Annotated in this window: 24 protein-coding genes and 3 pseudogenes; 8 read left to right on the top strand and 19 right to left on the bottom strand. The window is 68.6% G+C overall.

Annotated elements, in window-relative coordinates; translation table 11 throughout:
- Nucleotides 1–61: 61 nt before the first annotated feature.
- The 3 genes from BFV98_RS00135 to BFV98_RS00125 form a co-directional block, all read right to left on the bottom strand.
- Entirely contained in the window at nucleotides 62–1,324 is a 1,263-nt protein-coding gene (locus BFV98_RS00135; RefSeq protein WP_030275184.1) for an activator-dependent family glycosyltransferase, read from the bottom strand.
- 54 nt (nucleotides 1,325–1,378) lie between these two features.
- Nucleotides 1,379–2,119 (bottom strand): SDR family NAD(P)-dependent oxidoreductase, encoded by a 741-nt coding sequence (locus BFV98_RS00130; protein WP_013476207.1) that lies wholly within the window; start codon nucleotides 2,117–2,119, stop codon nucleotides 1,379–1,381.
- Between the two features lie 67 nt (nucleotides 2,120–2,186).
- On the bottom strand, nucleotides 2,187–2,627 hold the full coding sequence (locus BFV98_RS00125; RefSeq protein WP_030275186.1) for a nuclear transport factor 2 family protein: 441 nt from the start codon (nucleotides 2,625–2,627) through the stop codon (nucleotides 2,187–2,189).
- Nucleotides 2,628–2,780: 153 nt separating this feature from the next.
- On the opposite strand from BFV98_RS00125, the gene BFV98_RS00120 reads away from it, so the two are divergent.
- Together BFV98_RS00120 and rfbA are read left to right on the top strand one after the other, a co-directional pair.
- Nucleotides 2,781–3,560, top strand: coding sequence for a cyclase family protein (locus tag BFV98_RS00120; RefSeq protein ID WP_071094288.1), 780 nt, complete (start codon nucleotides 2,781–2,783; stop codon nucleotides 3,558–3,560).
- A gap of 16 nt (nucleotides 3,561–3,576) precedes the next feature.
- Nucleotides 3,577–4,449, top strand: a complete 873-nt coding sequence (gene rfbA / locus BFV98_RS00115) for a glucose-1-phosphate thymidylyltransferase RfbA (RefSeq protein ID WP_013287171.1) — start codon at nucleotides 3,577–3,579, stop codon at nucleotides 4,447–4,449.
- A 58-nt stretch (nucleotides 4,450–4,507) separates the two neighbouring features.
- Here rfbA and rfbB read toward each other — a convergent pair whose 3' ends face one another.
- Nucleotides 4,508–5,497: a dTDP-glucose 4,6-dehydratase gene (gene rfbB, locus BFV98_RS00110; protein WP_013287172.1), complete on the bottom strand. Its 990-nt coding sequence runs from the start codon at nucleotides 5,495–5,497 to the stop codon at nucleotides 4,508–4,510.
- Between the two features lie 142 nt (nucleotides 5,498–5,639).
- On the opposite strand from rfbB, the gene metK reads away from it, so the two are divergent.
- Both metK and BFV98_RS00100 read left to right on the top strand, forming a co-directional pair.
- Nucleotides 5,640–6,830 carry a methionine adenosyltransferase gene (gene metK, locus BFV98_RS00105; protein ID WP_071094286.1) on the top strand — a complete coding sequence of 397 codons (1,191 nt, stop codon included), beginning with the start codon at nucleotides 5,640–5,642 and terminating at the stop codon, nucleotides 6,828–6,830.
- Nucleotides 6,831–6,879: 49 nt separating this feature from the next.
- Nucleotides 6,880–7,538 (top strand): annotated as a pseudogene (locus BFV98_RS00100) (response regulator).
- Between the two features lie 129 nt (nucleotides 7,539–7,667).
- Here the strand turns inward: BFV98_RS00100 and BFV98_RS00095 are convergent.
- The 6 genes from BFV98_RS00095 to BFV98_RS00070 form a co-directional block, all read right to left on the bottom strand.
- The gene (locus BFV98_RS00095; protein ID WP_071094283.1) at nucleotides 7,668–8,231 is read right to left on the bottom strand and encodes a dihydrofolate reductase family protein; all 564 of its coding nucleotides are present in this window, start codon (nucleotides 8,229–8,231) and stop codon (nucleotides 7,668–7,670) included.
- Nucleotides 8,219–8,557, bottom strand: coding sequence for a hypothetical protein (locus BFV98_RS00090; RefSeq protein WP_071094281.1), 339 nt, complete (start codon nucleotides 8,555–8,557; stop codon nucleotides 8,219–8,221). The genes BFV98_RS00095 and BFV98_RS00090 overlap by 13 nt, the downstream gene beginning before the upstream one ends.
- 156 nt (nucleotides 8,558–8,713) lie before the next feature.
- Complete coding sequence (locus BFV98_RS32165; protein WP_071094279.1) at nucleotides 8,714–9,730, bottom strand: hypothetical protein; 1,017 nt, start codon at nucleotides 9,728–9,730, stop codon at nucleotides 8,714–8,716.
- Nucleotides 9,731–9,881: 151 nt separating this feature from the next.
- Entirely contained in the window at nucleotides 9,882–10,364 is a 483-nt protein-coding gene (locus BFV98_RS32520) for an HAD domain-containing protein (RefSeq protein WP_369830069.1), read from the bottom strand.
- Between the two features lie 508 nt (nucleotides 10,365–10,872).
- The gene (locus BFV98_RS00075) at nucleotides 10,873–12,246 is read right to left on the bottom strand and encodes a DUF4303 domain-containing protein (protein ID WP_013287178.1); all 1,374 of its coding nucleotides are present in this window, start codon (nucleotides 12,244–12,246) and stop codon (nucleotides 10,873–10,875) included.
- A gap of 363 nt (nucleotides 12,247–12,609) precedes the next feature.
- The gene (locus BFV98_RS00070; RefSeq protein ID WP_255367934.1) at nucleotides 12,610–13,926 is read right to left on the bottom strand and encodes a DUF808 domain-containing protein; all 1,317 of its coding nucleotides are present in this window, start codon (nucleotides 13,924–13,926) and stop codon (nucleotides 12,610–12,612) included.
- Here BFV98_RS00070 and BFV98_RS00065 point away from each other — a divergent pair.
- On the top strand, nucleotides 13,892–14,338 hold the full coding sequence (locus BFV98_RS00065; RefSeq protein WP_030275198.1) for a hypothetical protein: 447 nt from the start codon (nucleotides 13,892–13,894) through the stop codon (nucleotides 14,336–14,338). The two genes, BFV98_RS00070 and BFV98_RS00065, sit on opposite strands and share 35 nt — an antisense overlap.
- Nucleotides 14,339–14,471: 133 nt before the next feature.
- Nucleotides 14,472–14,795, top strand: a complete 324-nt coding sequence (locus tag BFV98_RS00060) for a pentapeptide repeat-containing protein (protein ID WP_049794834.1) — start codon at nucleotides 14,472–14,474, stop codon at nucleotides 14,793–14,795.
- A gap of 213 nt (nucleotides 14,796–15,008) precedes the next feature.
- On the opposite strand, the gene BFV98_RS00055 is transcribed toward BFV98_RS00060, so the two are convergent.
- The 8 genes and pseudogenes from BFV98_RS00055 to BFV98_RS32510 all read right to left on the bottom strand — a co-directional run bounded on the left by BFV98_RS00055 (nucleotide 15,009) and on the right by BFV98_RS32510 (nucleotide 22,182).
- Nucleotides 15,009–15,347 carry a hypothetical protein gene (locus BFV98_RS00055; RefSeq protein ID WP_013287181.1) on the bottom strand — a complete coding sequence of 113 codons (339 nt, stop codon included), beginning with the start codon at nucleotides 15,345–15,347 and terminating at the stop codon, nucleotides 15,009–15,011.
- A 92-nt stretch (nucleotides 15,348–15,439) separates the two neighbouring features.
- Nucleotides 15,440–16,435 (bottom strand): hypothetical protein, encoded by a 996-nt coding sequence (locus BFV98_RS00050; RefSeq protein ID WP_013287182.1) that lies wholly within the window; start codon nucleotides 16,433–16,435, stop codon nucleotides 15,440–15,442.
- A 96-nt stretch (nucleotides 16,436–16,531) separates the two neighbouring features.
- Nucleotides 16,532–18,061, bottom strand: coding sequence for a tetratricopeptide repeat protein (locus BFV98_RS00045; protein ID WP_013287183.1), 1,530 nt, complete (start codon nucleotides 18,059–18,061; stop codon nucleotides 16,532–16,534).
- A 345-nt stretch (nucleotides 18,062–18,406) separates the two neighbouring features.
- A pseudogene (locus BFV98_RS32435) lies at nucleotides 18,407–19,525 on the bottom strand (IS630 family transposase).
- An 86-nt stretch (nucleotides 19,526–19,611) separates the two neighbouring features.
- On the bottom strand, nucleotides 19,612–20,070 hold the full coding sequence (locus BFV98_RS00035) for a DUF3592 domain-containing protein (RefSeq protein ID WP_013287184.1): 459 nt from the start codon (nucleotides 20,068–20,070) through the stop codon (nucleotides 19,612–19,614).
- A 32-nt stretch (nucleotides 20,071–20,102) separates the two neighbouring features.
- Entirely contained in the window at nucleotides 20,103–20,744 is a 642-nt protein-coding gene (locus BFV98_RS33025; protein ID WP_357002107.1) for an SUMF1/EgtB/PvdO family nonheme iron enzyme, read from the bottom strand.
- 501 nt (nucleotides 20,745–21,245) lie between these two features.
- Complete coding sequence (locus BFV98_RS00020) at nucleotides 21,246–21,656, bottom strand: SMI1/KNR4 family protein (RefSeq protein WP_083395210.1); 411 nt, start codon at nucleotides 21,654–21,656, stop codon at nucleotides 21,246–21,248.
- 196 nt (nucleotides 21,657–21,852) lie between these two features.
- Nucleotides 21,853–22,182, bottom strand: coding sequence for a hypothetical protein (locus BFV98_RS32510; protein WP_030275327.1), 330 nt, complete (start codon nucleotides 22,180–22,182; stop codon nucleotides 21,853–21,855).
- Between the two features lie 33 nt (nucleotides 22,183–22,215).
- Between BFV98_RS32510 and BFV98_RS00010 the strand changes: the two genes are divergently transcribed.
- The gene (locus tag BFV98_RS00010) at nucleotides 22,216–23,469 is read left to right on the top strand and encodes a hypothetical protein (RefSeq protein WP_071094274.1); all 1,254 of its coding nucleotides are present in this window, start codon (nucleotides 22,216–22,218) and stop codon (nucleotides 23,467–23,469) included.
- 122 nt (nucleotides 23,470–23,591) lie between these two features.
- Here the strand turns inward: BFV98_RS00010 and BFV98_RS31775 are convergent, their stop codons facing one another.
- Nucleotides 23,592–24,026: a hypothetical protein gene (locus BFV98_RS31775; RefSeq protein WP_143025306.1), complete on the bottom strand. Its 435-nt coding sequence runs from the start codon at nucleotides 24,024–24,026 to the stop codon at nucleotides 23,592–23,594.
- Nucleotides 24,027–24,391: 365 nt separating this feature from the next.
- On the opposite strand from BFV98_RS31775, the pseudogene BFV98_RS00005 reads away from it, so the two are divergent.
- A pseudogene (locus BFV98_RS00005) lies at nucleotides 24,392–24,759 on the top strand (cyclic-phosphate processing receiver domain-containing protein).
- Nucleotides 24,760–25,022: the final 263 nt, after the last annotated feature.

Raw genomic sequence — 25,022 nt, 5'->3', positions numbered from 1 at the left:
GATCGACGATGGAGTCGCGGGCTCGAGCCGAGGTCGAGCGTGTCTGGAGCGGGTGTCTCTCTCAGCCCGCTGCCGTTGGCCGGTTCGCTGCCGTGAGTCGTTCGAGGAGAGCTACGACCTCGCTCGGCGCGGGCATGGCGAGCGCCTCCGATCGCAGGCGTCGGGCCGCCGCCGCGATCCCCCGATCGTGAAGCGCCCGGCCGACCAGGTCCCGCAGGCCGGTCAGGTCGTTGGCGTACAGGCCGGCACCGGCCCCGGCGAGACGGCGTGCCTTCAGACCGGTGTCCCACAGCATGTCCGGCACGACGACCTGCGGAACGCCGTGCACCAGCGCGGTCTGGAAGGATCCCGCCCCACCGTGCGACACGACCGCCGAGCACAGCGGCAGCAACACGTCCAGCGGCACGAAGTCCACGACCCGCACCCCGTCGGCCTCGACGTCGTCGAGGGTGGCGATCACCTCGACGCCGAGGTCCGCGACACCCTGAAGGATCCGGCCGACGGAGAGCCGATCGGTGCCCCACACCTCGCGATGCGCCATGCCCAGCGTGATGCACACGCGTGCGGTGCCGGCCTCCAGTTCGCCGATCCAGTCCGGCACGACGGAGGCCCCGTTGTAGGGCACGTACCGCACACCGACGCGCGGCAGTCCGGTATCCAACGCGAGCGAGGACGGAACCGGGTCGAGGGTCCACTGACCGACCACAAGGTCCTCAGTGAACCCGGATCCGAACCGGCCGAGCCACTCGGCGAGAGGGTCCTCACGCAGGATCGCGGGACGGGCCGCGAGAGCCGCGAGGTAGTGCCGGCGCAGGTTGCCGAGGACGTCGAGGCCGAACAGGAAGCGGGCGTGCGCGGCACCGCACGACTTCGCGGCGATCGCGCCGGCGAAGTACATCGGGTCCCAGATCACCAGGTCGGGGTGCCAGTGCGCGGTGAAGGCGACGAGTTCGTCGAGCGCCCGGCGCGGCATGGTGTTCTGCAGGACGACGTTCGTCCAGGCGGTCAGGGTGCCGTGGAGATAGTCGTAGGTCAGCGACTCGGTGCGGGTTTCGCTGATGTCGAAGGTGTCGAGCCACGACCCGGCCTCGTCGTCGGCGGGTGGGCGTTCCTCCTCGCGGGCCTCCGCGTCGCGAACGTGCTGCGCGACGTCGAGCATGTCGCCAACCGGCACGGCGGTCAGCCCTGCACCGAGGATGTCCTCGGTCGCGTCGGGTTGGGTCGCCATGCAGACCTCGTGCCCTGCGGCACGCAGCGCCCAGGCGAGCGGCACCTGATTGTTGACGTGGGAACTGGACGGAAACGGCGTGAACAGCACTCGCATGCGCGCACCATGCGGCCGCACGCTCGACGTGACGCTGAGCGACGCTGGAGCCGGTCAGGCCTCCAGGGGCTCCCGGATCGGCGGATCGGAGAGTCCCGCGATCTCCAGGATCCGGGCCGCCGACTTCCTGGTGCTGGCGACCGGTCCCAGCGGCGGGGCCTCGGCTGCCAGGCGGCGCCGCGTCCGGTCGTACACATCCAGGCGCGGCGTCGACTTCATGGCGTTGCCGAGAGTCGTCGCGTGCGGGCCGGGTTCCAGCATCGTGACCCGGACCCCGAAGTCGCGGCTCTCGTCGGCCAGGGCCTCGCTGAGGGCCTTCAGGGCGGCCTTGCCGGCGCCGTAGAGACCGTAGCCGCCCCGCCCCTCACCGGCTCCCTTCGATGTCACCTGGAACAGGTGACCGGCGCCACGGGCGCGCAGCCGCGGCAGCACCGCCTGCGACACCCACAGCGCGCCGAGGAAATTCACGGCGAGGTGATCATGCACCTGCTCCTCGGTGTACTCCTCGACCATTCCGGCAAGCAGCTCGCCGGCGTTGTTGAACACGACATCGAGGCCGCCGAGCTGGGCGACCGCGCGATCCACCGCGCCGAACACCGCCGCTCGGTCGGACACGTCGGTCGGCAGGGCGAGCAGCCGGCCCGGATACTTCCGGTCGAGCGCGGCCAAGGAGGTCACGTCGCGAGCCAGGCCGGCTACCCGGTCACCGGCTTCGAGGGCCTCCTCGGTCACCGCCCGGCCCAACCCGCGCGATGCGCCCGTGACGAGCCAGACGCGTTCCTCGTGTCGTGTCACATGACGACCCTGTCACACGCGGCCGGTGCCGCGCTCGCACCGCGCTCGACGACGACGGCCACGGCACTCAGGGGAGGTCGTCGCGGGTGACCCGACGGTGCCGCACCAGCAACTCGTCGCCCGCGGCAACGAGTTCGTCCTCGCACACGCACATGATTTCCAACCGCGGCTTACCGCCCTGCGGCGTCACCACGACCTGCGTGTAGCTGCGCACGAAGAGCACACCGTCGGCGCGCGGCTCAACCGCCGCCATCGTCAGCAGGTGCCTGACCTGCTCGCCCTTGTCCGCGAGCGCTGCGGCGGCGCTACGCACGCCCGCCTCCAGCGCTTGGCGGCCACGGATCGGCTCGGGCGCCGACGGCGGGACGAACACGCCGTCCGGAGTGAACATGGCGGCCCACTCGGCCGCCTCGCCGGCATCGAGCAGGTGCATGTGCCGGGCGTAGAAGTCTTGGACCCGGGCGTACGTGTGGGTCGCACCCGCGGTCTGATCGGTGTCCAGCGGCATGGAGTCCTCCATCGGCTTTCTCGGCTTCCGCTCGACGGTGCCCGGTACACATCGAACTTCACTGGTTCCGGCCGCAAGCGACGCTCGACCGCCGTTCCGGCCGCCGCGCGCAGCATCGAGGCCATCCGACTGACGCGACCGCGGAGGTGCTGTGTGCGGCTGATCGACCTATCCTCAGCGATCGACGCATCGTCTGCCGAGCCCGACCCGGTGGTGCACAAAGTGCTCACCCCGCGCGAGGGCGCCGAACACATGTGCGCCGAGATGCGCAAGCACTTCGGTGTCGACTTCGACCCGCACGAGCTGCCCGACGGCGAGTTCCTGTCCCTCGACCGCCTCTCGCTGACCAGTCACACCGGCACACACGTCGATGCGCCGTCGCACTACGGTTCCCGTACCACGTACGGCGACGGGACGCCGAGGCACATCGACAGCATGCCGCTGGACTGGTTCTTCCGGCCCGGCATGGTCCTCGACCTCACCGACGCCGGGACGGGCGTGATCGACGCGGCCCGCATCGAGAAGGAGTTCGCGCGCATCGGCCGGCGTCCCGACCTGATGGACATCGTGCTGCTGCACACCGGTGCCGACGCCCGGGCGGGTACCCCGGAATACTTCACCCGGTTCGCGGGCCTCGACGGGCCCGCCACCCGGCTGCTGCTCGACCTGGGGGTGCGCGTCATCGGCACCGACGCGTTCAGCCTGGACGCGCCGTTCGGCGACATCATCGACCGCTACCGCAGGACCGGTGACCGGTCGGTGCTGTGGCCGGCGCACATGGTCGGGCGCGAGCGCGAGTACTGCCAGATCGAGCGCCTGGCCAACCTGGGCGAGCTACCCGCGCCGTACGGCTTCCGGGTCGCGTGCTTCCCCATCCGCATCGCCGGCGCCGGTGCCGGCTGGACGCGCGCCGTCGCGTTGATCGACGACTGAGGACCGAGGTGGACCAGTGAAGGGCATCATCCTTGCCGGCGGCTCCGGAACCCGGCTGCGACCGCTGACGCTGGCCGTGTCGAAGCAGTTGCTGCCGGTCGGTGACAAGCCGATGATCTACTACCCGCTGTCGGTGCTCATGCTCGCAGGCATCACCGAGATCCTGCTCATCTCGACCCCCGCCGACCTCGTGCAGTTCCGGCGGCTGCTGGGTGACGGCGCGCATCTCGGGCTCCGGTTGAGCTACGCCGAGCAGCCGCACCCGGGCGGCATCGCCGAGGCGTTCCTGATCGGCGCCGACCACATCGGTGACGACGAGGTCGCCCTCGTGTTGGGCGACAACATCTTCCACGGGCTGCGCTTCTCCGACCTGTTGCTGGAGACTGCGCGCGAGGTGGACGGCTGCGTCCTCTTCGGCTACCCAGTACACGATCCGGAGCGCTACGGCGTGGCCGAGACCGACGGGGACGGCCGACTCGTGTCCATCGCGGAGAAGCCGGCGAAGCCACGCTCCAACCGGGCCGTCACCGGGCTCTACTTCTACGACAACGACGTCGTCAACATTGCCAAGAACATCGGACCGTCGCCGCGCGGCGAGTTGGAGATCTCGGGCGTCAACCAGGTCTACCTCGAACGCGGGCGGGCCCGGCTGGTCGACCTCGGCCGGGGCTTCGCCTGGCTGGACACCGGTACGCCGGAGTCGCTGCTCCAGGCGAGCCTCTACGTCGGCACGCTGGAGGCCCGGCAGGGCGTGCGGATCGCCTGCATCGAGGAGGTGGCGCTGCGGATGGGGTTGATCGACGCCGCCGCCTGCCACCGGCTGGGCGAGGCGATGGCTGGTTCGAGCTACGGCCGTTACGTGATGGACATCGCGGGTGAGCTGGCCTGAGCACGCCTGAGCCGGCCCGTTCCCGGGCCGGCTCCGCCAGGCGTCAGGACGGAGCCGGTCAGCGACCCAGTCGCCGGTAGCGCTCCTCCGTCGCGTCCTTCTGTGGCTTCCACCACCACCCGTTGCGGCGGTACCAGTCGATCGTGCCGGCCAGGCCGGCGGAAAGATCGGCGTACCGCGGCTTCCAGCCCAGCTCGGTCCGCAGCTTGTCGCTGTCGTTGGCATAGCGCGCATCGTGCCCGGGGCGGTCCGTGACCAAGTCGAAGTCGTCCGCGGGCCGGCCCATCAACTCGAGGATCAGACGCACGATCTGTCGGTTGTCGCATTCCTGCCCGGAGCCGACGAGGTAGGTCTCACCCATCCGGCCGGACCGCAGGATCGCGTCTATCGCCGTGTTGTGGTCGTCGACGTGGGTCCATTCCCGGACGTTGTCGCCCCGCCCGTAGACCTTCGGCCGGTCACCGGCGAGGACGTTGGTGATCTGCCGGGGGATGAACTTCTCGACGTGCTGGTAGGGACCGTAGTTGTTCGCGCAGTTCGAGATGGTGGCTCGCACCCCGTAGGAGCGCACCCAGGCGCGCACGAGCATGTCGGAGCCGGCCTTCGTGGCCGCGTAGGGGCTGGAGGGGTCGTAGCGGCTCAACTCGGTGAACCGCTCGTCGGAGTCCAGCGGGAGATCACCGAAGACCTCGTCGGTGGAGATGTGGTGTAGCCGCCGATCGTAGCGGCGTACCGCCTCGAGCAGGTTGAACGTGCCAACCAGATTCGTCTGCACGAACGGCGCCGGATCCAGCAGCGAATTGTCTACGTGGGATTCGGCCGCGAAGTGCACGACGGTGTCGCTGGCCGCGACCAGCCGATCCAGCACTTCGGCGTCACGTACGTCGCCGTGCACGAACTCGATGTGATCGAGGATCGGCCGGAGGGAGCTGCGGTTCCCTGCGTAGGTGAGCGCGTCCAGCAAGATGATCCGGTATCCGGGATGACATCGACGGACGTGGTGCGCGAAGTTCGCGCCGATGAAGCCCGCTCCGCCGGTGATCAGCATGGTCGTCATACGGGCACGCTAACGATCCCGGCCGCGACATCACTGGAACGCCGATGGACGCATCGTCCGCCCGCTCTTGAGCCTTCCTTGAGCCGGTGCCGCCAGGCTTCGGCGACCGAGTCCGCCACCCCCGAGGAGCACCGTGACACGTCGCCTCTTCACCTCCGAGTCGGTGACCGAAGGCCACCCGGACAAGATCGCCGACCAGATCAGCGACGCCGTCCTCGACGCCCTGCTCGCGCAGGATCCCCAAAGCCGCGTGGCGGTGGAGACGCTGATCACGACAGGTCAGGTCCACGTCGCCGGTGAGGTGACCACGCGGGCCTACGCGGACATCCCCCAGATCGTCCGGGACACCATCCTGAACATAGGGTACGACTCGTCGCGGAAGGGCTTCGACGGTCTGTCCTGCGGCGTGAACCTCTCCATCGGCGCGCAGTCGCCCGACATCGCGCGCGGCGTGGACCGGGCGATCGAGCGGGTGGCCGGCGGCTCGGTGCACGCCCTCGACACCCAGGGCGCCGGCGACCAGGGGATGATGTTCGGCTACGCCTGCTCGGAGACACCCGAGCTGATGCCGCTGCCGATCGCGCTGGCGCACCGGCTGGCCCGCCGGCTCGCCGCCGCGCGCAAGGATCGGACGATCCCCTACCTGCGGCCCGACGGCAAGACCCAGGTCACCATCGAGTACGACGGCTCGCGCCCGGCCCGCCTGCACACGGTGGTGGTGTCGTCCCAGCACGCCGCGGACATCTCACTCGATTCACTGCTGGCCCCGGACGTGCGCGAACACGTGATCGAGCCGGAGCTGACCGGCCTGGGCGTGGACGTCGAGGACTACCGGCTGCTGGTGAACCCGACGGGTAGATTCGAGATCGGCGGGCCGATGGGCGACGCCGGCCTGACCGGCCGCAAGATCATCGTCGACACCTACGGCGGATACGCTCGCCACGGCGGTGGCGCGTTCTCCGGCAAGGACCCCTCCAAGGTGGACCGCTCGGGGGCGTACGCGATGCGCTGGGTCGCCAAGAACGTGGTGGCGGCCGGCCTGGCCGAGCGTTGCGAGACGCAGGTCGCATACGCGATCGGCAAGGCGCGCCCGGTGAGCTTCCTCGTGGACACGTTCGGTACCGAGAACGTCCCGACGCACCGGATCGAGCGCGCGATCGACGAGGTGTTCGACCTGCGGCCGGCCGCGATCATCCGCGACCTGCGCCTGCTCCGCCCGATCTACCGGCAGACCGCCGTCTATGGCCACTTCGGCCGGGAACTGCCCGATCTGCTGTGGGAGAACACCGATCGCGCGCAGGACCTCAAGGACGCCGCGGCCTGAACACAACGGCGGGAAAGCCTGCCACGCTTCCTCGGACAGCGCGCGCGTCATGACCATCCGCGTGCTGGTCGCTGACGACCAGGACATCGTCAGAGCAGGGCTCTGCATGATCCTGAACACCCAACCGGGCATCGCCGTCGTCGGCGACGCCGCCGACGGCCGCCGGGCGACCTCCATGGCCCGTTCGCTGCGTCCCGATGTGTGCCTGCTGGACACCCGCATGCGCCCGAGGTCGACGGGATCGAAGCCACCCGCCAGCTCGCCGGGGCCGACGTCGCCGATCCGCTGGCCGTCGTCGTCATCGCCACCTTCGACCTCGACGAGTACGTCTACGACGCGCTCAAGGCAGGCGCCCGAGGCTTCCTCCTCAAGGACGCCGGCGCCGAGATGCTCACCCAGGCCATCCATGCCGCCGCCCGCGGCGACGCCCTGATCGCACCGAACATCACCGCGAGGCTCCTGTCCTCCTTCGCGAACAGCCGCCCGCGCTCGGTGCCACCTGAACCTGTCGAGCCGCTGACCGCTCGCGAGGAACAGGTCCTGCTGGCTGCCGCTCGCGGGCGGACCAACAGCGAGATCGGCGATGAGCTGTCCATCAGCCTCAGCACCGTCAAGACCCACATCGCCGCCCTGATGCGCAAGCTCAACGCCCGCAACCGCGTCGTGATCGTGATGTGGACCTACGAGACACGCCGCGTCGGCACCTGATCGGCGCCCGCAGGCTCGAGTTGCGGAAACCAACGCTGACCACTTCGGTCTTCCTGGGAGGTCTCCGGTCGGATCAGCCGTCAGCGCTCCGCCGCCATGCAAGTGCTGGCGATCGGGCGGGGCCGTCGTTCACTGCCCGAGAGGGCGGTAGCGGAGGTGTACGACGCCGTTTCGGAATCGGCGCTCATCGAGGAGTTCGAGGTCGACGCGCATGCCGGTCGGCAGGCCCGGCTTACCCCCGCCGACGACCACGGGCCAGACGAACAGCTGGCACTCGTCGACCAGCCCGGCCTCAAGAGCCTGCGCCGCGAGGTTTGCACCTCCAACGGTGAGATCGCTGCTGGCCGTGGCCTTCAGTTCGTGTACCGCGTCGGGGTCGAAGCGGCGTTCGAGTCGGGTGTCGGCGGTCGACACCGCGGCGAGGGTCGTGGAGTACACGACCTTTCTCGCTGCCTGCCAGGCGCTTGCGAAGTCGGCCATGAGGTCGGACTGGGCGGCCAGAGCGGCGTCGGTCTCCCAGACGGCCATCGCCTCGTACAGCCGCCGCCCGTAGAGGAACGTGCCCACGGACCGCAGGAGATCGGTGTAGACAACGAATACCTCGTCGTCCATCGGCAACCAGGCGAACGCGCCGCGTTCGTCCTCCATGTAGCCGTCAAGCGACACGTTATTCACATAGATCAGCTTTGCCATGCCCCTACCTCTCGATGATCAACCGCTACAACCTGGACACTCATCAGCGTGGCGTCCAGCGTGGTGAACGCCTGGAGCCGGGCCACCGGCTCCTCCGGCACAGCGAGCGCCCGGAGCCGGCGTACAGAGCCCGGCCCGCGGTCGGCGCGCTGACCGCGGGCCAGGGGGCAAGGTCGATCGGCCACCCGCACGCTGTCGAAGGCCGCGTGCATCACCTGCGCCGGTGCCAGCCCCAGCAGCGCGGCCCGGCCCGCGAAGTAGCCGTCCCAGTAGTCGCGCATACCGAGGGCCAGGAACGCCTCGTTCGGCACCTCGGAGAAGGTCACGGTGGCAATGGGCCGACGAGATCGAGCATGCAGTGGACCTTGACGCACGGGCGCATCACCCATCACCTCCTGTGACCGCGACAGCACCCTCGTAGGCTGTCCCTCACACTAACTACGAACGCCCCTGCCCGAATCCGACAGCCGCTGCCCTACCTGTCAGGCTTCCCGCGGCCGCCACCCTGCAAGCCAAGCGGGCCCGACGACCCCGCCTACCCGGCGAGGATGCACGCCGAGCCCAGGCCGTGGCCCAGCACAGGGCCAAAAGCACGGCAACTGGTGCCCCGGCTGGCGTCGACCAGCACACGAGGCCACCGACCTGACCGCAGACCACCCGCGGGCAGTCGGCCGGGGCGGAGGCGAACGCCAACCCCTCGCCGTCCTCTGCGTCTGTACGGTTCCCACACTCAGGGTGACGTCGCGCTGAGTGCGAATGCGGCGCGACCGATCGTCGTACAGGCGCCAGCCGGCGGCGGTCATCGAGACGGCGAAGAACACGGCGAAGAACAACGTCTTCGGGTCCGCGGTGATCTTCAAATGGGCGAGGCCAGAGGGTGCGCCCGGGATCTCCTCCTGGCTGACCACGTTGATCGTGGCCCAAGAGTCGCCGTGGGCGATAGCGCTGCACATCTTCCACGTGAGCACGAACGGCACTCTGCCACCCGGCATGGTGTCGCCAGCTGCTTCGACGTTTTCCCCGTACGTCAGCCGGCGCACGGCGGTCGTCGGATCGACACCTCTCCGCCGCGCGATTTCGCGCAGTTGCTCTGTGCGGGCCTCCGCGGGTTTGCGTCCCTCCGGCGCACCGAGCAGTTCCCTGACCGCCTCGCCGCCCTTGATGTCCAGCGCAGCGAAGCGCAACCGCCGGCGGACTCGCTCGGCCCGGTCGTCCGGCGCGAGCAGCCATACCGCCGCGCTTGCGTTCTGCAAGGCGGCTCGGGCCAGCGAGTACGGGGCGTACATGTGCATGACGTGCGCGTCTTTCAGGACGGTGCGCAGGCAGTGCAGGTGGTCGACGGCGTGCGAGAGGGCGTGCCAGGCAGCCTGGCTGAGCTGGTACGGATGCATCTCCTTGTTGTCGCGGCTCAGCGTGCTGCGCTCCTGGGGGCGTTCGTGCGGCCCGGCAGGGTCCATGCGCTTCAGCCAGGGATCGATGCGGTCGAGGTGCCGGAACATCTCGGCGGACGGTGGCCCGCTACTGCCGGGCGACGGTGCGGGCCGAGTCGCCGGACGCATCGGCGGCGATCATGGGGCGGGCCACCGCGGTTACTCAGCGACACGACAACCGACTGGAGCCTGAGGTGGCTGGCACACCCTCTAGAGCGTCCTAGGACGTGGTCTCCTCGTTCATGCATGTGGAGCCGTCTTTCATCAGCCATCCTGCGATGGTGTTGTAGTCCGCATCGGTGAGGCCATGGCGTGGGTCGACACGATGCAGGAGCGCGGGAGAGCTGTGGTTCGCGGCCACCCAGGACCGGTCGGCGTCGGTGATCTCGTCGTCGACCCAGACGAACCGGCGTCCCGCGGCCCATTCGACGAGGTGGCGGGTCTTCCAGTGCAGCCGACCGTCGTCGTCATCTTCGTCCGGCCAGTCGACGATGGGCAGCTGAGGCAGGCCGAGCCGCGGCGCGAGTACCTCGTTCGCTTCGGCCATCCAGGTCGTGGCCCAGACCAGGTCGCACGGCAACGCGGCCAGGCGACGGCCGTGTTCAGGGCTGAGTCCGGCCAGCAACGGGTTGGGTTCGTCGTCCATCTGCCGCGCGGCGCCGGCGAACGGCAGGAGTGTTCCGTCCACGTCCAGGAACAACAGCGGACGCGTACCGATCCCGTGTGCGGCGAGGCGGCGTACGCTCGCCTCACCGAAATCCTCATCCGGCCAGATCTGGTCCGCGGCCCAGTCCAGCCACTGGTGCGGCGGCTCGTCGGCCTGGAAGTACGCGATCCGCGCCGCCTGGTCCATGGGGGCGGACTCCCACCAGTGCCACCAGAGCATCAGGTGCCATTCGCCGTAGCCCATGCGCCAGCCGATGCTGTACCGCTCGATCTCCGGGTGCGCTCGCCATGGCGGTAGAACCCGGCTGTGAGTGTCAAGCTGTTCGCGCACCGCGGCGTCGAGAAGTCCGCGGGTCCGTTCGTCCACTAATTAACGCTCCTTCACGGTCCGGCAGCTCAACCCGGCTCCACCCCATGGTGGGGGTCATTGCTTATCCGACGTCCGCGAGGGCCAGGTCGCGATTCAGCAGCTCTCACGAGTTGGCCGCGGCAGCCCAGGCATGGGCGCGCCAACGGCTGCCCACCCCACGTGAGCACATACGCGGTCACGCGGGTCGCCCGTTCTGTTCCCGTAGCCAGTAGGCGGCGGTTTCGCGGACGTCTTCGTTTGGGTCGTTGAGCGCCTCGCTGATCACGTTCGCGTGCCGGTAAGACTCCTTGCGCCAGCCACGCAGGGAAAGGATCGCCAGCCGTCGCACGGTGGCGTCCGGGTCCTGGCTGACCGTCTGTCCGAGTAGCGGAAGGACCCGCCTCGCGACGGCGGCACCGAGACGCCGTTCGCCGAGCACGCACACCGCGTGCCGGCGGATGACGACGTACGGCGAGGCCAGTCCGCGGATCGCTTCGTCGACCTCGCCGACGGTGATGTCGCAGTACCCCCGCCCTGGCTTGAGCTCCTCGGCCAGCGCCGGCACATACGCCGGCCGGCGCTCGATGACGTCCTGCAAGGGCCGGTAGTCCAACCGCCGTGCGATGACCGCCTGGTTGCGGAAGCTGGTGTACGGGGCGGCGACGGCGGTGATCACAACCTCCTGCGGAAGACGGTGGATCTGGTCGAGCACGAGATCGAGGCGGCCCAGCCGCGCCAGCGCACGGCCCGCCCACGACTGGTCCGGTCCTTCCCGCTCGGTCAGCGCCTCGTGCAGTGCCCGCAGGACGCCGCCGTCGGGTTGGCCGATGTCGGCTAGCAGCTTGGCGGCCCGCCACGCCCGGTCCTTGGCAGAGAGCAGGGGGATCAAGGCGGGAAACGCGGCCAGCCCGAGATCACGCAGCGCCACCTGGGCGTCCTCGCCGCTGATCGGGCCGTCAAACGCGTCCAGCCGGGCGACGTAGTACGCGGCGCGTCCGGCCTCCGGTAGTGCGGCGACCCGGGCCATCACGACCGCCCGCTGGTCGTACTCAGGGATGTGCCGGCTCACCTCACGTTCGGTGAGGACGCGTTTGATCAGCGTCTCGTGGTACTCGTCGTCGAGCAGCAGCACCACGAAGTCCCGGTCGGTGACGCCGCTGGTGCGAAGTGCGACCCTGGCTCGCTTACACACGCGCACGAGCATCGACAGGTACCGGCGGAACGTCGCCTCCCACTGCCGGGTCGTCCCTCGGCAGGCCTCCGCGGCCAGCTGCCGTTCCCAATCCCGGGTCAGGCCCTCGGCGAGCCACTCGTCGTCGTAGTGGTCCCAGTCGGCGGCGTTCCACCGCACATCCGTCTGCTCCTCGGCGGGAAGCTGCGCCAACGCTTCGACACTGTTCATCGCGAGGCTGGGCAGGGTGATCTGGCCATCGGTCTCGCGGTAGATCCGGTCCAACGCCGCGGCGTAGAACCGCTCGTCAGGATGTTCGGCGATGGTCGACCGGACGGCTTGCACCAGGGCGTCTACCAGCACGCGCTCGAAGCTCGCCCAGTCCAAGCCCACCGCCACCCCGCTATCCTGCCCGAAACGGCCGCTCCCCTCCCCGATGGCTGCCCCGCCAATCCCGTCCGGCCCGAGAACCGCCCGGGCCGAACCCGATGTTGGTAGCGCCCTGGCCTGGTCTTGCATCGCTCGGGATGCGGGCAGTAGGCGCGCGTGGAGTCAGTTAGCCGTTGGTCTTGGTGGCTGCGGGGACGCGGCCAAGGGCGCGGTCTTTGTGTCGGTAGGTCACGATGGCGACGACGACACCAATACCGCGTCAGAACGGCCCACTACCAGTGAAGACTCTGGCTCCACCAGGTGCGGCTGGAGTACTGAGCGGTTCAGCACCAGAACGCCTGACCCCCTGGTCGAATTGCGATGATTTTGCGGTCACCCGCGCGGCGCTCGGTCCACAGGAGCGTCGCGACGCTGAGCTGCACGGCTCGGCGGAGCGGGGATGATGCCGTCAGTACGAGTCGCGGCCGCCGCAGTCGCAGTCGCAGGCTTGGATTTGCGGCGGTGGAGCGTGAGAGTCATGACCAGCACGACCAGCGCTCCGACGATCAGCCCGAGGATCGCGCTGGCCACCGTGTTGACGAGCCAGCCGACGAGCCCGCCGAGAACACCCGTGGCGTCGTGGGCGGCCACCTCCACGTGGTGCACGGCCTCGTACAGGAAGTGCAGGTTCAGCTCGTTCGTGCCCAGCAGCAGGATGTGCCCGCCCACCCACAGCATCGCCGCGGTGCCGACCACCGTCAGCACGGTGAGGACTACCGGCATCGCCCTCACCAGACCGCGGCCGAACGTGGCGACGGCGCCGGAACGTTGCGACAGGCGCAGTCCGGCGTCGTCCATCTTTACGATCAGGGCCACCACGCCGTATACCAGGACGGTTATGACGACGGCGACGACAGCCAGGATCGCCAGGCGGGACCAGAACGCCTCATCGATCACCTCGTTCAGGGTGATGACCATGATCTCCGCCGAGAGGATCAGGTCGGTCCGTACCGCCCCGGACACCAGTGTCGTCTCGTCCTGCACCTTCTCCTCGCCCGCGCCGTGGGCATCGTGATGGGCGATCTTGGCCCACACCTTCTCCGCGCCTTCGTAACAGAGGTAGGCGCCGCCGAGCATGAGGATCGGAGTGAGCAGCCAGGGCACGAACTGACTGAGCAGCAGCACCGCCGGCAGGATGATGAAGAACTTGTTGCGCAGCGACCCCAGGGCAATGCGCTTGATAATCGGCAACTCACGCTCGGCCGCCAGGCTCCGTACGTACTGCGGCGTGACGGCAGCATCGTCGACGACGACGCCCGCAGCCTTGGCGCCGGCCTTCGCGGCGGCCGCCCCGATGTCATCGATCGACGCGGCAGCGGCTCGGGCCAGCACCGCCACGTCATCCAGCAGGGCTACGAGTCCACCGGCCAAGGGAGGGGTCCTTCCAGGGTTGCGCAGAGTTCGAACTGGCCCATTCTCGCTCAGGTCCTTGCGCGCGGCACGCCACCGCCCGGGTCTTATATCGGGCGAGAGCTCGACCCAGTACGTGGCCGTAGAAGTACCTGCGTGTACTTCTGCCTCCAGTTCGCGGGTAAGGCCGTGTTCGGCGAGCAGTTCGGCGAGGTCTCCGGCGGCGAGTTCGTTGCCGGCGTCCAGGCGTTTGCGGTGCAGGCCGATGGCCTCCTCGATGCGACCGTGTTCGGCGAGCAACTTGGCCACACTTGCGGCAGCGCCCACCGCCGCCCCGACGGCGCTCGAAGGACCCACAATCGCCGGGTGCGACGCCAAACTGGCGCGCTACCGGGCGGCGCTCGACGCCGACGCCGACCCAGGCGTCGTTGCCGGCTGGATCGCCGAGACCCAGGCAGAACGCGAACACGCCGAACGGCACCAGCACACGCCAGCCGAAGAGAAGACCAACGCCCCTGCCCGCTACAGCGAGGAGCAGATCATCGCCGTCGTCGAGGAACTCGGAGACCTCGTGGCCGCCCTACGGAACGCACAGCCGGAACACAAACTGGAGGTCTACCGCAGCCCGTTACAAGATCATCCGTTGCTTCAGGCTCCGCCGGAGGCGGATCGCAGAGAAGAGACTCTGTGGCGGCCTGAGGTCTACGACTAACGGTCAAGCTCGGGTTGGCGCCCGCGCGTCACGACGTGCGGGCGAAGTAGCGGTCCTGCGCTACGGACTGCCCCGCAAGTGAGTGGGCAGAAACCGCTGGTTCGGCGACGGGCGACCACGCTACGGTTCGCGGGTGAGCACCCCGCTCCGCGCGACGAGGCAATCGTTCGCGGGTCGCGATCTTCGGCACCGCACCCTGGATGGGCACTCGTTCAAGTTGTGTGACTTCCGTGGCGCCGACCTTCGGGGCGCGTCTCTTCGCGGTGTCAGCTTTGCCGGCTGCGATCTGCGGGGCGCCGACCTGCGTGACACCGACCTGTCCTACGCGCGGTTCGGCTACGTCAGGACGCACGATCCGGAGTACGGACGCACGGACGTCACCGGGGCACGGTGGGACGGAGCCGACCTTCGAGGCGTCACCGCCGAGCGCGTCATTGGGTGGCCGAACGATCTCTAGATTCCGGGGTTACGTCCAGTTGATGTTGGGCCACCGAGCTGTCATCGCGTTCACCCGCCTAACCGCGCTACCCCAGCTAGCTGGCCCTGTTGCTGGACGTGCGCATCGTTGGGTGGCGTTTGACGGCCTAGAACGGATTGAGTAAGGGCTCAGCAATCTCGTGCTGGCTTGGCCGTGACGCCAGCGCGTGGACGCCATCCGCGATGGCCGTCACTACAACTCACGCCATCCTCCTGCCCGGCCAGGGTCGCCCGTCCGGACGAACTCCTCGACGACCTGCCAGGCGCCTTCGAGGTCGAGAATGAAGTCCGCGGCGAACTCGACCAGGTCGTCCAGCACCAGTACCTGCGCATTCATGCTCGCAGGTTCGTCGGCGGCCAGCAGGGATATGGCGTCCTCGCCTGTCATCAGATGGACGACCGCCGCGGACTCCGTGAACCCGAGCGTGAGCACAGGGAAAACATCGCCGGCCCGCACTTCGACGTACCCGCGCCCCTGGGTCCGCAGTCCATCGAACCGCTCGATGAGGCCAGCGATGCCCGAGCGCTCCACCGCTGCGAACGTCCCTGTCGTCGGAGACGTAGCACTCCACGAAATGTTCACCCGGCAACCCCCTCGATGATCACGACGACCCGCGCCCGTAGCTATTTCTCGTAGGGGTCCCAGTGAGCGGCGTAGTGCAGCAGCGAGCGTGCCAGCTCGGGATGGGTCGCCGCCCAGCGATTGTCGAACAGGATCCACTGGTCGAACCCGAAGAAGCCGTCGATGTATCGGGCGACCTGCGCGATGTGCGCATCCAGCCGTATCAGCGATTCGGCGAGACGCTCCGTGTGCAGCAGGTCGGTTATCTCCTGAAGAACGGCTTCATGCGCGGGGGCTCGGTCGAGACTGGCAGGTGATGGGGCGTAACCTGGCAGCTGGGCGTAGCGCTCCAATGCCCGACCCATATCGTGTTCCCCGGGAGCGACAAGCGCCCGTAGCAGCCGGACGTCGTGTGGCCATCGGTGGCTGCCGGGGCCATCGACGGCCAGGTGGGTGGCGAGGTCCGGCAGGCTCACGCCGGGAAACTGGATGGCACCGGTCAGATCCAGGTTCCGGTATAGGTCAGGCGACTGCCAGCACAGGCGGACCGAGAAGGTGCAGTCCGTGCCGGGCGGGGCGAGCCGGACGCTGCGGACGGGAACGCTGTGGCGGAAGACGGTCTCCGACCCGCCCGCGCCGGTGGGCAGCGGCCACGTGTCGTGCAGGAGGAACGCGAGCCGGTCAGGTGAGGCAGACGCCGCGTCGTCATCGACGAAGTAGTACGCGAGATCCACCTCGTCGTCATCGGTGCGAACCCTCAGGGCGTGCTCACCGAGCCGAATGAAGTCGCCCTTGTCGTCGCCCTCCACCCACAGGTACTCGGTCAGCAGCTGCCGCAGCTCGTCCACCGACTCCGGCGGCGGCAGGTTACGCTCCCCGGCCGCCTCAAAGATCGACTCCAAGCCGTACACATCGCCGCCCAGCTCACTGTCGATCCACCCCGTCGGGTCGTCGTGCTTCCAGCCGCGGCGAAACCAGTCGAGCACGTTCGCATCAGGCAGGGTGACAACGCGCTTACTGTATGGAGAATCCTCTCGCCAACGGCACACGAAGTACATGCGCTGACCCTAGGCAGCGGATCCGACAGGATCTTCCCGACCGCACCGAACGGCCGCTCCGGAACCACCACGCGATGACGCACGCTGTGGCGTCGCTTAGCCGGAGGCCGACGCACCTTGCTGGTACTCCGCCCACAACTCCTGCGCCTCGCGCGCCATCACCTGCGCACGGCGCGCCTTCTTCTTGCTGAAGCTTGGCGTGCCCCCGGGCCGTCGCGTCTGCCGCGATCCGCGACCGGACAGTTTCTCGAGCCGTGCCGCCTGATCCTCCAGCGCATACGACAAAATCTTGAGATTGGCGGCCCGGTTACCGGCGACGGCCTCGCGAGCGACCGCGATCGCTTCCTCGCCGAGCGCCAGCGCCTCGACCGTACGGCCGGCGTCGTCCAGCCACACCGCCTGCCGCCGCAGCATCTCCGCGTGTCGCGACAGGATTGCAGGCCGGTCGACCGTCGCTACCTCACGCTGCAGTTCAAGGGTCTCCTCGCCAACGGCCAGGGCCTCGTCGAGCCGGCCGGACCTGGCCAGGCCGTTAGCCAGGTTCAACAGCGACAGCGCCAGGTCCCGCAGGTGTCCGGCCCGGTTGTCCGCAACGAGTTCCCGACGCAACTGCACTGCCTCTGTCGTAAGGGCGAGGCTGGCCTGTCGATCCTCGGTGACGGCTCCCTGATTGCCCACCGCCTCGGCCAGCCTCGACAGGTATACCGCCCGGTCGACAGCGGCCAGAGCGCGATACAGCTTCACCGCCTCATCGGTCGCGGCCGCGGCCTCCGCCCGCCGGTCCATCTCGCTGAGCCGCCCGCCGTACGTGTCCAGACACGAGGCGAGGAGCGGATGATGCACCTCGGGCTGGGCTGCGACAAGTTCACGACTCAGTTCGACCGCCTCCGCGGCCGCCGCCAGAGCCTCCGCCGTCCGTCGTACTCCCGCCAGACAAACCGCCTGGTTCTTCAGAGCAGTCGCCAGGTAGCCGAGACGCCGCGGCTGGCTGCCCGTCATCGACTCACGGAAGTGCGCGACCGTCTCGGCGCCGACGTCGACCGCTTCCTCCCACCGCCCTGCCTCGAACAGCCGGTTCGCGTGCAGGCTCAAGACCCTGCCCAGGGCGTCGTGCATTTGCGAGCCGACCGGTTGATCCACAGCCAGCCTGCGCAGCAACTGCAGGGCACGGTCGCTGACCTGCAGCGCCTCGGCGTGCTGGCCGGTCGCCGCCAACGCCATCGCGTAGGGCTCAAGCAGGCGCGACAGCAGGACGTCAGGACATACGTCCATCAACGCCAACGCCTCACGGCCAGCAGTCAGCGCCTCCGGCGTTCGGCCACAACTCATAAGTCGCCTGGCGAGCGCGTCCAGGGCCTCCGCGAGCTGCTCCTCGTGACGGCGGTCGATGGCGTAAAGCTCCCGGGCCAGCCGGACCGCCTCCTCCGCACACTCCAGCGCCTCCGTCGGCCGGCCAGCGTCCGACAAGTAATAGGACAGGTTGCTGCATGCCAGGACGAGAGTGGGCAGAACCGTGCCACGGTCCCGTGCTGTCAAGCCAGACAACATCTCCACAGCCCGGCGGCCCGTCTCGACCGCATCGTCGAAACGACCAGCGCGCGACAGCTCCACCGCCTCATCGACCACCGCCCCGACCTGGCGCAGCGAAGCGTCAACCCGCGTCCCCCGCCGCAGCCATCTACGCCAACCCGTCGACTTCACTAGGGCGAATATAGGCCCAAATGATCAGCCCGTCGGCCCCCGTATGCCGAGCCGCAGACACTTCGGGCACGCCGAAGAGGTCACCGAGCAAGTGCCCTAGCCAGCAGGTATCCGGTGGGATTCGAGTCTCAGCGCGGACTACCACCCTTCCGCCATCTACGAGTTGACGACTCTCCGCGCGGAACAGCCGCCCCGATCCGCGGCCGGGGGGCGCCAGTCGGGTTCCACCAGCCCACCTAGTGCTCTGACCACAAACGTTGGCCGGGTTGGTCATGCGGCTCGGGTGGCGCGTTGGCCCCAGCGGCGTTGTCGTTCGCTGCGGATTTCGGCACGGTGGCGGCGTTGGGCGGTCAGGACATCGGGGTGGCGTGCGTTGGCGTTGCGCCAGCGCAGGTAGGCGTGCAGGTTGCGGGCCAGGACGGTGTGGTTGGGGTGATCCGAGCCCGCAATGACGAAGGTTCGTAGCGGCCCGAAGTGCGCCTCGATGGGGTTGGCACAGGAGGCGTAGGTCGGGGTGAAGCACATCTCGACCTTGTTCCGGGCCGCCCACTGCCGGATCTTGAACCCCTTATGGGCGGACAGGTTGTCCAGGATGCCGTAGATCGGTGCGCCGTCCGGGCGAGCGGCCCGGATCGACTTCAACGCGGCCAGGGTGTTCGCCGCGGACTTGCGGGTGCGAATGACGCCCCACAACTGGTCGTCGCCGATGCTGTAGCAGCCGTGGGACTGCCGCACGCCGTGCAGCTTGTGGTAGTTAGCCGGCAGCCTACGCGGGCGACCTTTCGGCGCCCAGCCGACGCCGCCGTGCGGTCGGACCGCCAGCGGCCCGAACTCGTCGAAGGCGAACGTGCGGTGCGGAAACTGCTCGATCACCTGCTCGATACGGGCCAGCTTGGCCTCGCGGTCGGGGTCGGTGGACTCCTTCCACGTCTTGGTGCGCTGGAAGGTGATCTCGTGTTTGCGCAGTAGTTGCCGCAGCCGCTCCCGGCCGACGACCACCCGCCGGTCCGGGTTGTGCGCCAGGTGCTCGGCGAGCTTGCGCACGCTCCATCAGGTGAAGGGCCGCCCCAGCTTCGCGGGGCGGGTGTTGGCCGTCACGACGATGAACGCCTCGTCGTCGCTACTGATCCGGCGGGGACGGCCACCCGCCCACTGAGGGTCCAGGCTGGCCATGCCGATCTCGTTGAACCGGTGGATCACCTGCCGCACGGAGTCCTCGTCGGCCTGCACGAGCCGGGCGATGACTGGCACGCTGTTGCCTCCCGCAGAGGCAAGCACGACCATCGCCCGCCGCAGCCGCACGGCCGAGCCCGTGCCCCGGCGCACAAGCCGTTGCAGCCGCTGTCCTTCTTGATCACTTAATCGACGTACCCGAACCGGCTCTGCCACCCCGACAGCCTGACGCCGCAACCCCAGCCCGACCGCCACCCAGGCCCGGCGTGTCACCAACACCGCGAACGTTTGTGGTCCGAGCACTAGCCGCGCCGAGGGCCCGTTCTGATAAGCGCGAGCGAGATCACGATCATGACGAGGCCGAGGCCAGCCAGGACAGTCGGCGCCTGCAGGAGCAGATCCTCCGTCGCGTACCCGTCGGGCGTGGCAGCCCGGGTCGGATCCGTCCTGTCGACGCGTACGTCGAGTAACTCCCCGACGCGGAACTCACTCTCGTCGAGTTCGCTGGAGAACCGCTCCCGATACCGCACGCCGTCGAACGTGTAGTCCACAGTCAGCCTCGTGGCGGAGAACGAACGCGTGATCCTGAACCGTTCGACGTGGACCACTTGGCCTGTCGTCTCGGCGCCGACGCGAACCCGCTCGTCGATCGCCTCGTTCAGCCGAACGGTGAGCAGCATCCCCACGCCGATCAGAAGGGTGCCGAGGACAACCGCGAGGACCAGCTTCAACTCTCGCCAGCCGAACGGGCTCTCCACCACCGGCCCTCCTCGCGTCTCGTCCGGCGGCCTGGCTAACTCCAGGGCGGCAGTGGTGCGACCGGGCGGACCGCGGTGAACTGATCGTGCTCATACCGGGTGGCGGCGAGCAGCAGCAGCCATTCGTCGCAGCCCTGCCACGGGTAGAGGTCGGCGGCACCGCCGCGTACGGCCCTGGGCCCGTCACCGGTGCGTGGGCGGGCATCCGCCGGGGCGCCCACAAAACCGGGAATCCACACGTCGGCGCAAATCTCGGCTGCCGAGCCCATCGCGGCCAGCCCGAACGCGTTCTCAGCGGCGGCTGTCCGCCGCTCATCGCCGAAGTCGTCGAGCAGATGGCCCTCGCCGGGTTTCTCGTCGCCGCGGAAGGTCAAGGTGGTGGTGCCGGCTCGGGCTGCGTACTCCCATTCGGCCTCGCTGGGCAGCCGGAATGGCACAGCTCGTCCAGGTCGTTCTCGGGCCGGGCCGTGCCGGAGTCCGCGTTGGCGTAGTCGTCCTCGTACTCGGGCAACCAGTGCTGGACCTGCGCGACCGTCAGCGGGTGCCGAGCAATCAGGAATGGTTCGACCCGCACCTACAGACCCATGCGAAAGGTCCCGCCCGGCACCGCCCGAAAGACCACGCCGGACGGGATATGCCGCCAGGCCGGCCGCCCGGCCACGATCTCTTCGGTCCACACGACGCCGAACGCTAGCAGTCCGGCATCACCAACCGCGCCGCCTGGTACGAGTACGAGCGCTCGGTCGGCACGGGGTCACGCTCCGGCGGTGACGGTCACCAGGCCGATGGTTACCGGAACGGTCGTCTCCCTCGCTGGGCACGGTCTTGCCTGTTGGGTTCACGATTGCCCTGGCCACCGCCGCTGGTGGCGGCCGAATTCGGACTTGGATGCCGGTGGGAGGTTCGCGGCGCTCTTCGTCGGCGTACTCACGTACGGCATTGCCCAGCTGGTGTTGCTGGGCAGCTGCTTCGCGCTGTCCGGACGGCTCGACCGTGGGTCATCGTCTGGCCTCGTAGCTGGCTGGATATTGGGACTGGCCACGAGCCTGTACTACCTGTGCGGCGGGTTCGGCACCTAACGAATGCCCGGCCACCTGCACGCCATCACGCATACGGTAGGCGCGACCGAACGTTGCGCCCGGTCGGCGGCAGAAGATCAAAGGGATCCCTCCGCACAGTCAGATCCCGAGGCGTTCGATCAGCATCTCGATGTTGGGCGCAACCTCGATCCAGTCCGCCGCTGTGCTGAGGTAGATCACCGACGGTGCGGCCGACGAAGGTCTGTAGTCCAACGCAAACGGCCGGTCAGGTCCGAGGTCACCGATCAGGAGAGACCGGTCGGGATCCACGTCGCCGGGCGGGCTCTGCCGGTCCGGTTGACCGAGGTAGAACCCGCGATAGTCCTCAGGGATGTCATCGAGCCAGCGCCTGTTGGCCGTCATCCGACTCAAGGGAAGGAACTGCGGCGCTACGGCGTCATCACCGAAGACTTCCCGGTACGTCGACGACGAGCGGTCTGGAGCTACCCACCGCCCCTGCTGCAGCACCCGGAGCAGCGCAGACGGGACCGGCAAGCTGTCAATGATCATGTAACTATCGTCGGTGCTCCGAGCAGTCCCCCCACAAGACATCGACGCACACCACCAGCGGCATGAGCGGGGGGAAAAGCCGGCGAGCACAACTGCAGAGAGATTCAGGTGAATGCCAGCGGATGCCGAGCCAGCAGGGCCGCAGCGGCGATGTAGGTGAGTTAGCGCATGGTGCCTCCCGTGGACGGCTTCGCGGTCAGGCGACGCGGCGGATGCGGCGGATGGCGAGGTAGAGCAGCAGGGCGGCGACGGCGACGAAGATGCCGGTCTCGATGCCCTGGAACAGCCAGTACCGTGTTCCGGGCTGGTAGAGCTGCCAGTTGTAGGCGCCCGAGGTGATGCCGAGGTCGGCGCCGCACGCGAGGTACTGGGACCGGCGGTCGCGGTCCCTATCACGCAGGCCGGTGCCCGGGTTGACGCTGGACGCGCGGTGCCAAGTCCTCGGCTCTGACGCGGTTGCCGCCTCGCTTTGCACCTGGTCCCGCAGCTCCCAGACCGCTCCCAGGGGATGCCGGGCATGGTCCACTGTTCCGGCGCGTAACACGGGGGGTGCGGTGGAATGCCTGGTACGACGCTTCTGCCCTGGCAGGCGGGTCTCTGGGTGGCGGGTTGCCTCGAGCGTCTCGCACCGTACGTGCACGCGTGCGGCACGCTACGAGCGGCCGCGTTCTATCGAGACAGCGTCGACGCGTTCTGGACGGGGCACGGCGAGCTCGCCGCGCCCGACGCGGACCGGATCGCGGCAGTAGGCGCGAAGCTCAGAGCCCTGTGCGATGAGTACAGCGCCGAGGCGCAGATCTTCGAGGTCATAGTCAGAGCGGCCGAGGCTGCTCGGCAGCCCATGCCCGAACCCATGGAACAGCTTGTCACGCGGACGGTGGACCTCTGGTCGGAGCTGGGGTCCGACGACGACTCGGGAGACCGGGAGGCGCAGGCGCAGCGGGACACCCTGGCGATGACGCAGCAGCCTCCCGCGCAGGCGGCGGCCCAGATCCGGATCGTTTCCGCCCGGCTCGGCGCCGAATGGGCAGCCCGACTTGCCAACCACGGCCTGCTGAACGCCGACCCTAAGCGACCGGAGATCGTGATACCCCCGCACGATCTGCCCTACCAGGTCGGTGACGTGGTGGCGGTGTCATGCCCGTGGACCCCAACGGTGACCACACGCGCCGGCAAGTACTACGCGGCGGTGCGCTGGCCGTGGGGGGCCGTGCTCGATCCCGACTCGGCGTACCTGCCGAACGGCAGCGTCGCCTTCCCCGTCGACGAATCTACCGAGCCGTGGTGGCCGTACCAGCTGCGCCCGCCGGCGGCCGAACTCGACGAGGGCGACCGGTGCGCGGTTGGCGTACCGCCGACCCGGTGCTACGTGGTGCGGTCCAACCGATACGACCCGCCGATGGACGACGGCTTCCTGCCGAGACTGACAGCGAGCATCGCGCTGCTGCCGGTCGGCAGCGGATACGCCGACGCGGCAGACGTGTGGCTGGAGCGTGCCGAGCCATTCGAGATGAAGCTGCTGCACCGCCCATACGGTGCGCTTCGCTCCGGTGACACCGTCGATGACGCGGACGGTCGCCTGCTGCAGTTCGTACCGCCGTTCCTGTTCTACGCCGACGGTGCTCGAGTGCGGCCGTCGTGGCCACTAGCTTTGGTGACCCGCGACGGGGTCACGCCACCCTCGGACGCGGTCGACGCCGTCGCCACCGCGACCGCCGTCGGCGGTCATGCCGACGAAATCGCGCGCTGGCTTACCTACAGCGAGGCTCCATACACAGCCACGATCGCCGAAGAACTCTTCGACGAAACCTGAGCCGTCCACGACAGCGAGCGACCGACGCCGCGCTGGTCGACGTGCACCCGACGCCCGCCTCCGGTCATCGGTTCAACGGTTCAACGGTCGGACGTCCGGGCGTTGACCGAGATCAGGTGCACTCATCTGCCGTGGGTAGCTCGGTGCCGCCCGAGGTCATTTGGCGCCGGATTCAATTGGTGGGCCCGGCGGGTCGGCGTTTGCAGTTTCCCCTTTGAGGTGGGCCGTTCGGTAGCGGCCTCAGTCAGCCAGCGGTGATCGTAGTTCAGGTGGTCCCAGCGGGACCGCAGCCACTGACGCTTGGTCGCGGTAGCAGTTCGCCAAAGGTATCGCAGCCCGTCGGCGAGTTGATCGCGTCGCTGCGGCGCGAGAAGCCCTGGAAGCTGGTGACAGAGGTCGGCGATCATATTGGCGCGCTCACGACGTCGATCGAGTGCGTCCGCCGAATGGGCATCCAGCAGTGGCGCAGTGAGGAACCGGATCTCCAGGAAGCCCAGATGGAGTAGGTCCGCCGTCGCCGCCTCCATCGCAGCCTGGGTCGGCTGATCCGACTCCATGACAACCTCCTCTGACGAGGCGAACAGGATGCCTCACGCCGTCCGCTTCTGCCGCGATTCGCGCGGTCATGCCGGTTGCAGTTGACGATCCCGCCCCCCCCTGGGAGCGGGGCGCTGTCCGGCCCGCCACGTCACCGGACCTCGAACGTCGCCAGCCTCGCCCGCGGGTCCGCCGCGCTGGTCCGCCACCAGGGCACCGAGCAGCACCTCGACACCTGGATCAACCGCGCCCCACGCCGGATGCCCCGAATCCGCGGCTTCGCCGCCGGCCTGGATCACCGCAACACCCCCCGACAGCTCTCGGCGCCTGCTTCGCCGGCGAAACCGGATGGCGACGCGTGGCGGTGCCCGCGCATCATGACCGGGTGGACGCCCGGCGAGCGATCGCTCTGATCGATGACCTTCGGTCATTCGTCGATGGCGCCGCGCGGAGGTGGCCCGTACGAGCGCTGCCGGAGTCGAGCTTCTTACCCGCTACGGGGATGGTCGGCTGGACGAGCTGTGGCTGGACCACGACCTGGGCGGCGACGACACCATCTGGCCGGTGATAGAGGTCCTGGAACAGGCCGCCTTCTACGACCGCCCCTTCAACATCGGTGTGGTCGTCGTCCATTCCGCCAACCCGGGCGGTGCCGCAAGAATCGCGCTTGTCCTGAGGCGCTGGGGTTACCGGGTCCGCGTCGCGTCGGGTTGCTCAGACGTCGGCTACGACAAAGGCCCTCCGGCGAGCTGATCGATCCGGCCACGCCGTCACGTATAGCAGGCTGCGACCCACCGGCTGTCGCCCGGTAGATGTCGAGGCGATACCCACTGGGTAGGCTCCGAGATCGGCGCGGTGGTTGACGGTGGCGCTGAGAGACAGGGCCGCCGTCAGCAGGGATGAAGGGCGGGCCCGGGCGGCTTGTTTCTCAGGGTTGGCTCGACGGGACCGGAGCGGATGCAACTGTGAAAGGCAACCAGCGGACTGGCGATGCGAGCGCTGCCGCATCCACGCTG

It is taken from the genome of Micromonospora sp. WMMB235 (assembly GCF_001855515.1).
GTDB lineage: Bacteria > Actinomycetota > Actinomycetes > Mycobacteriales > Micromonosporaceae > Micromonospora > Micromonospora aurantiaca.
This window is presented reverse-complemented; position numbering and strand designations above follow the sequence as displayed.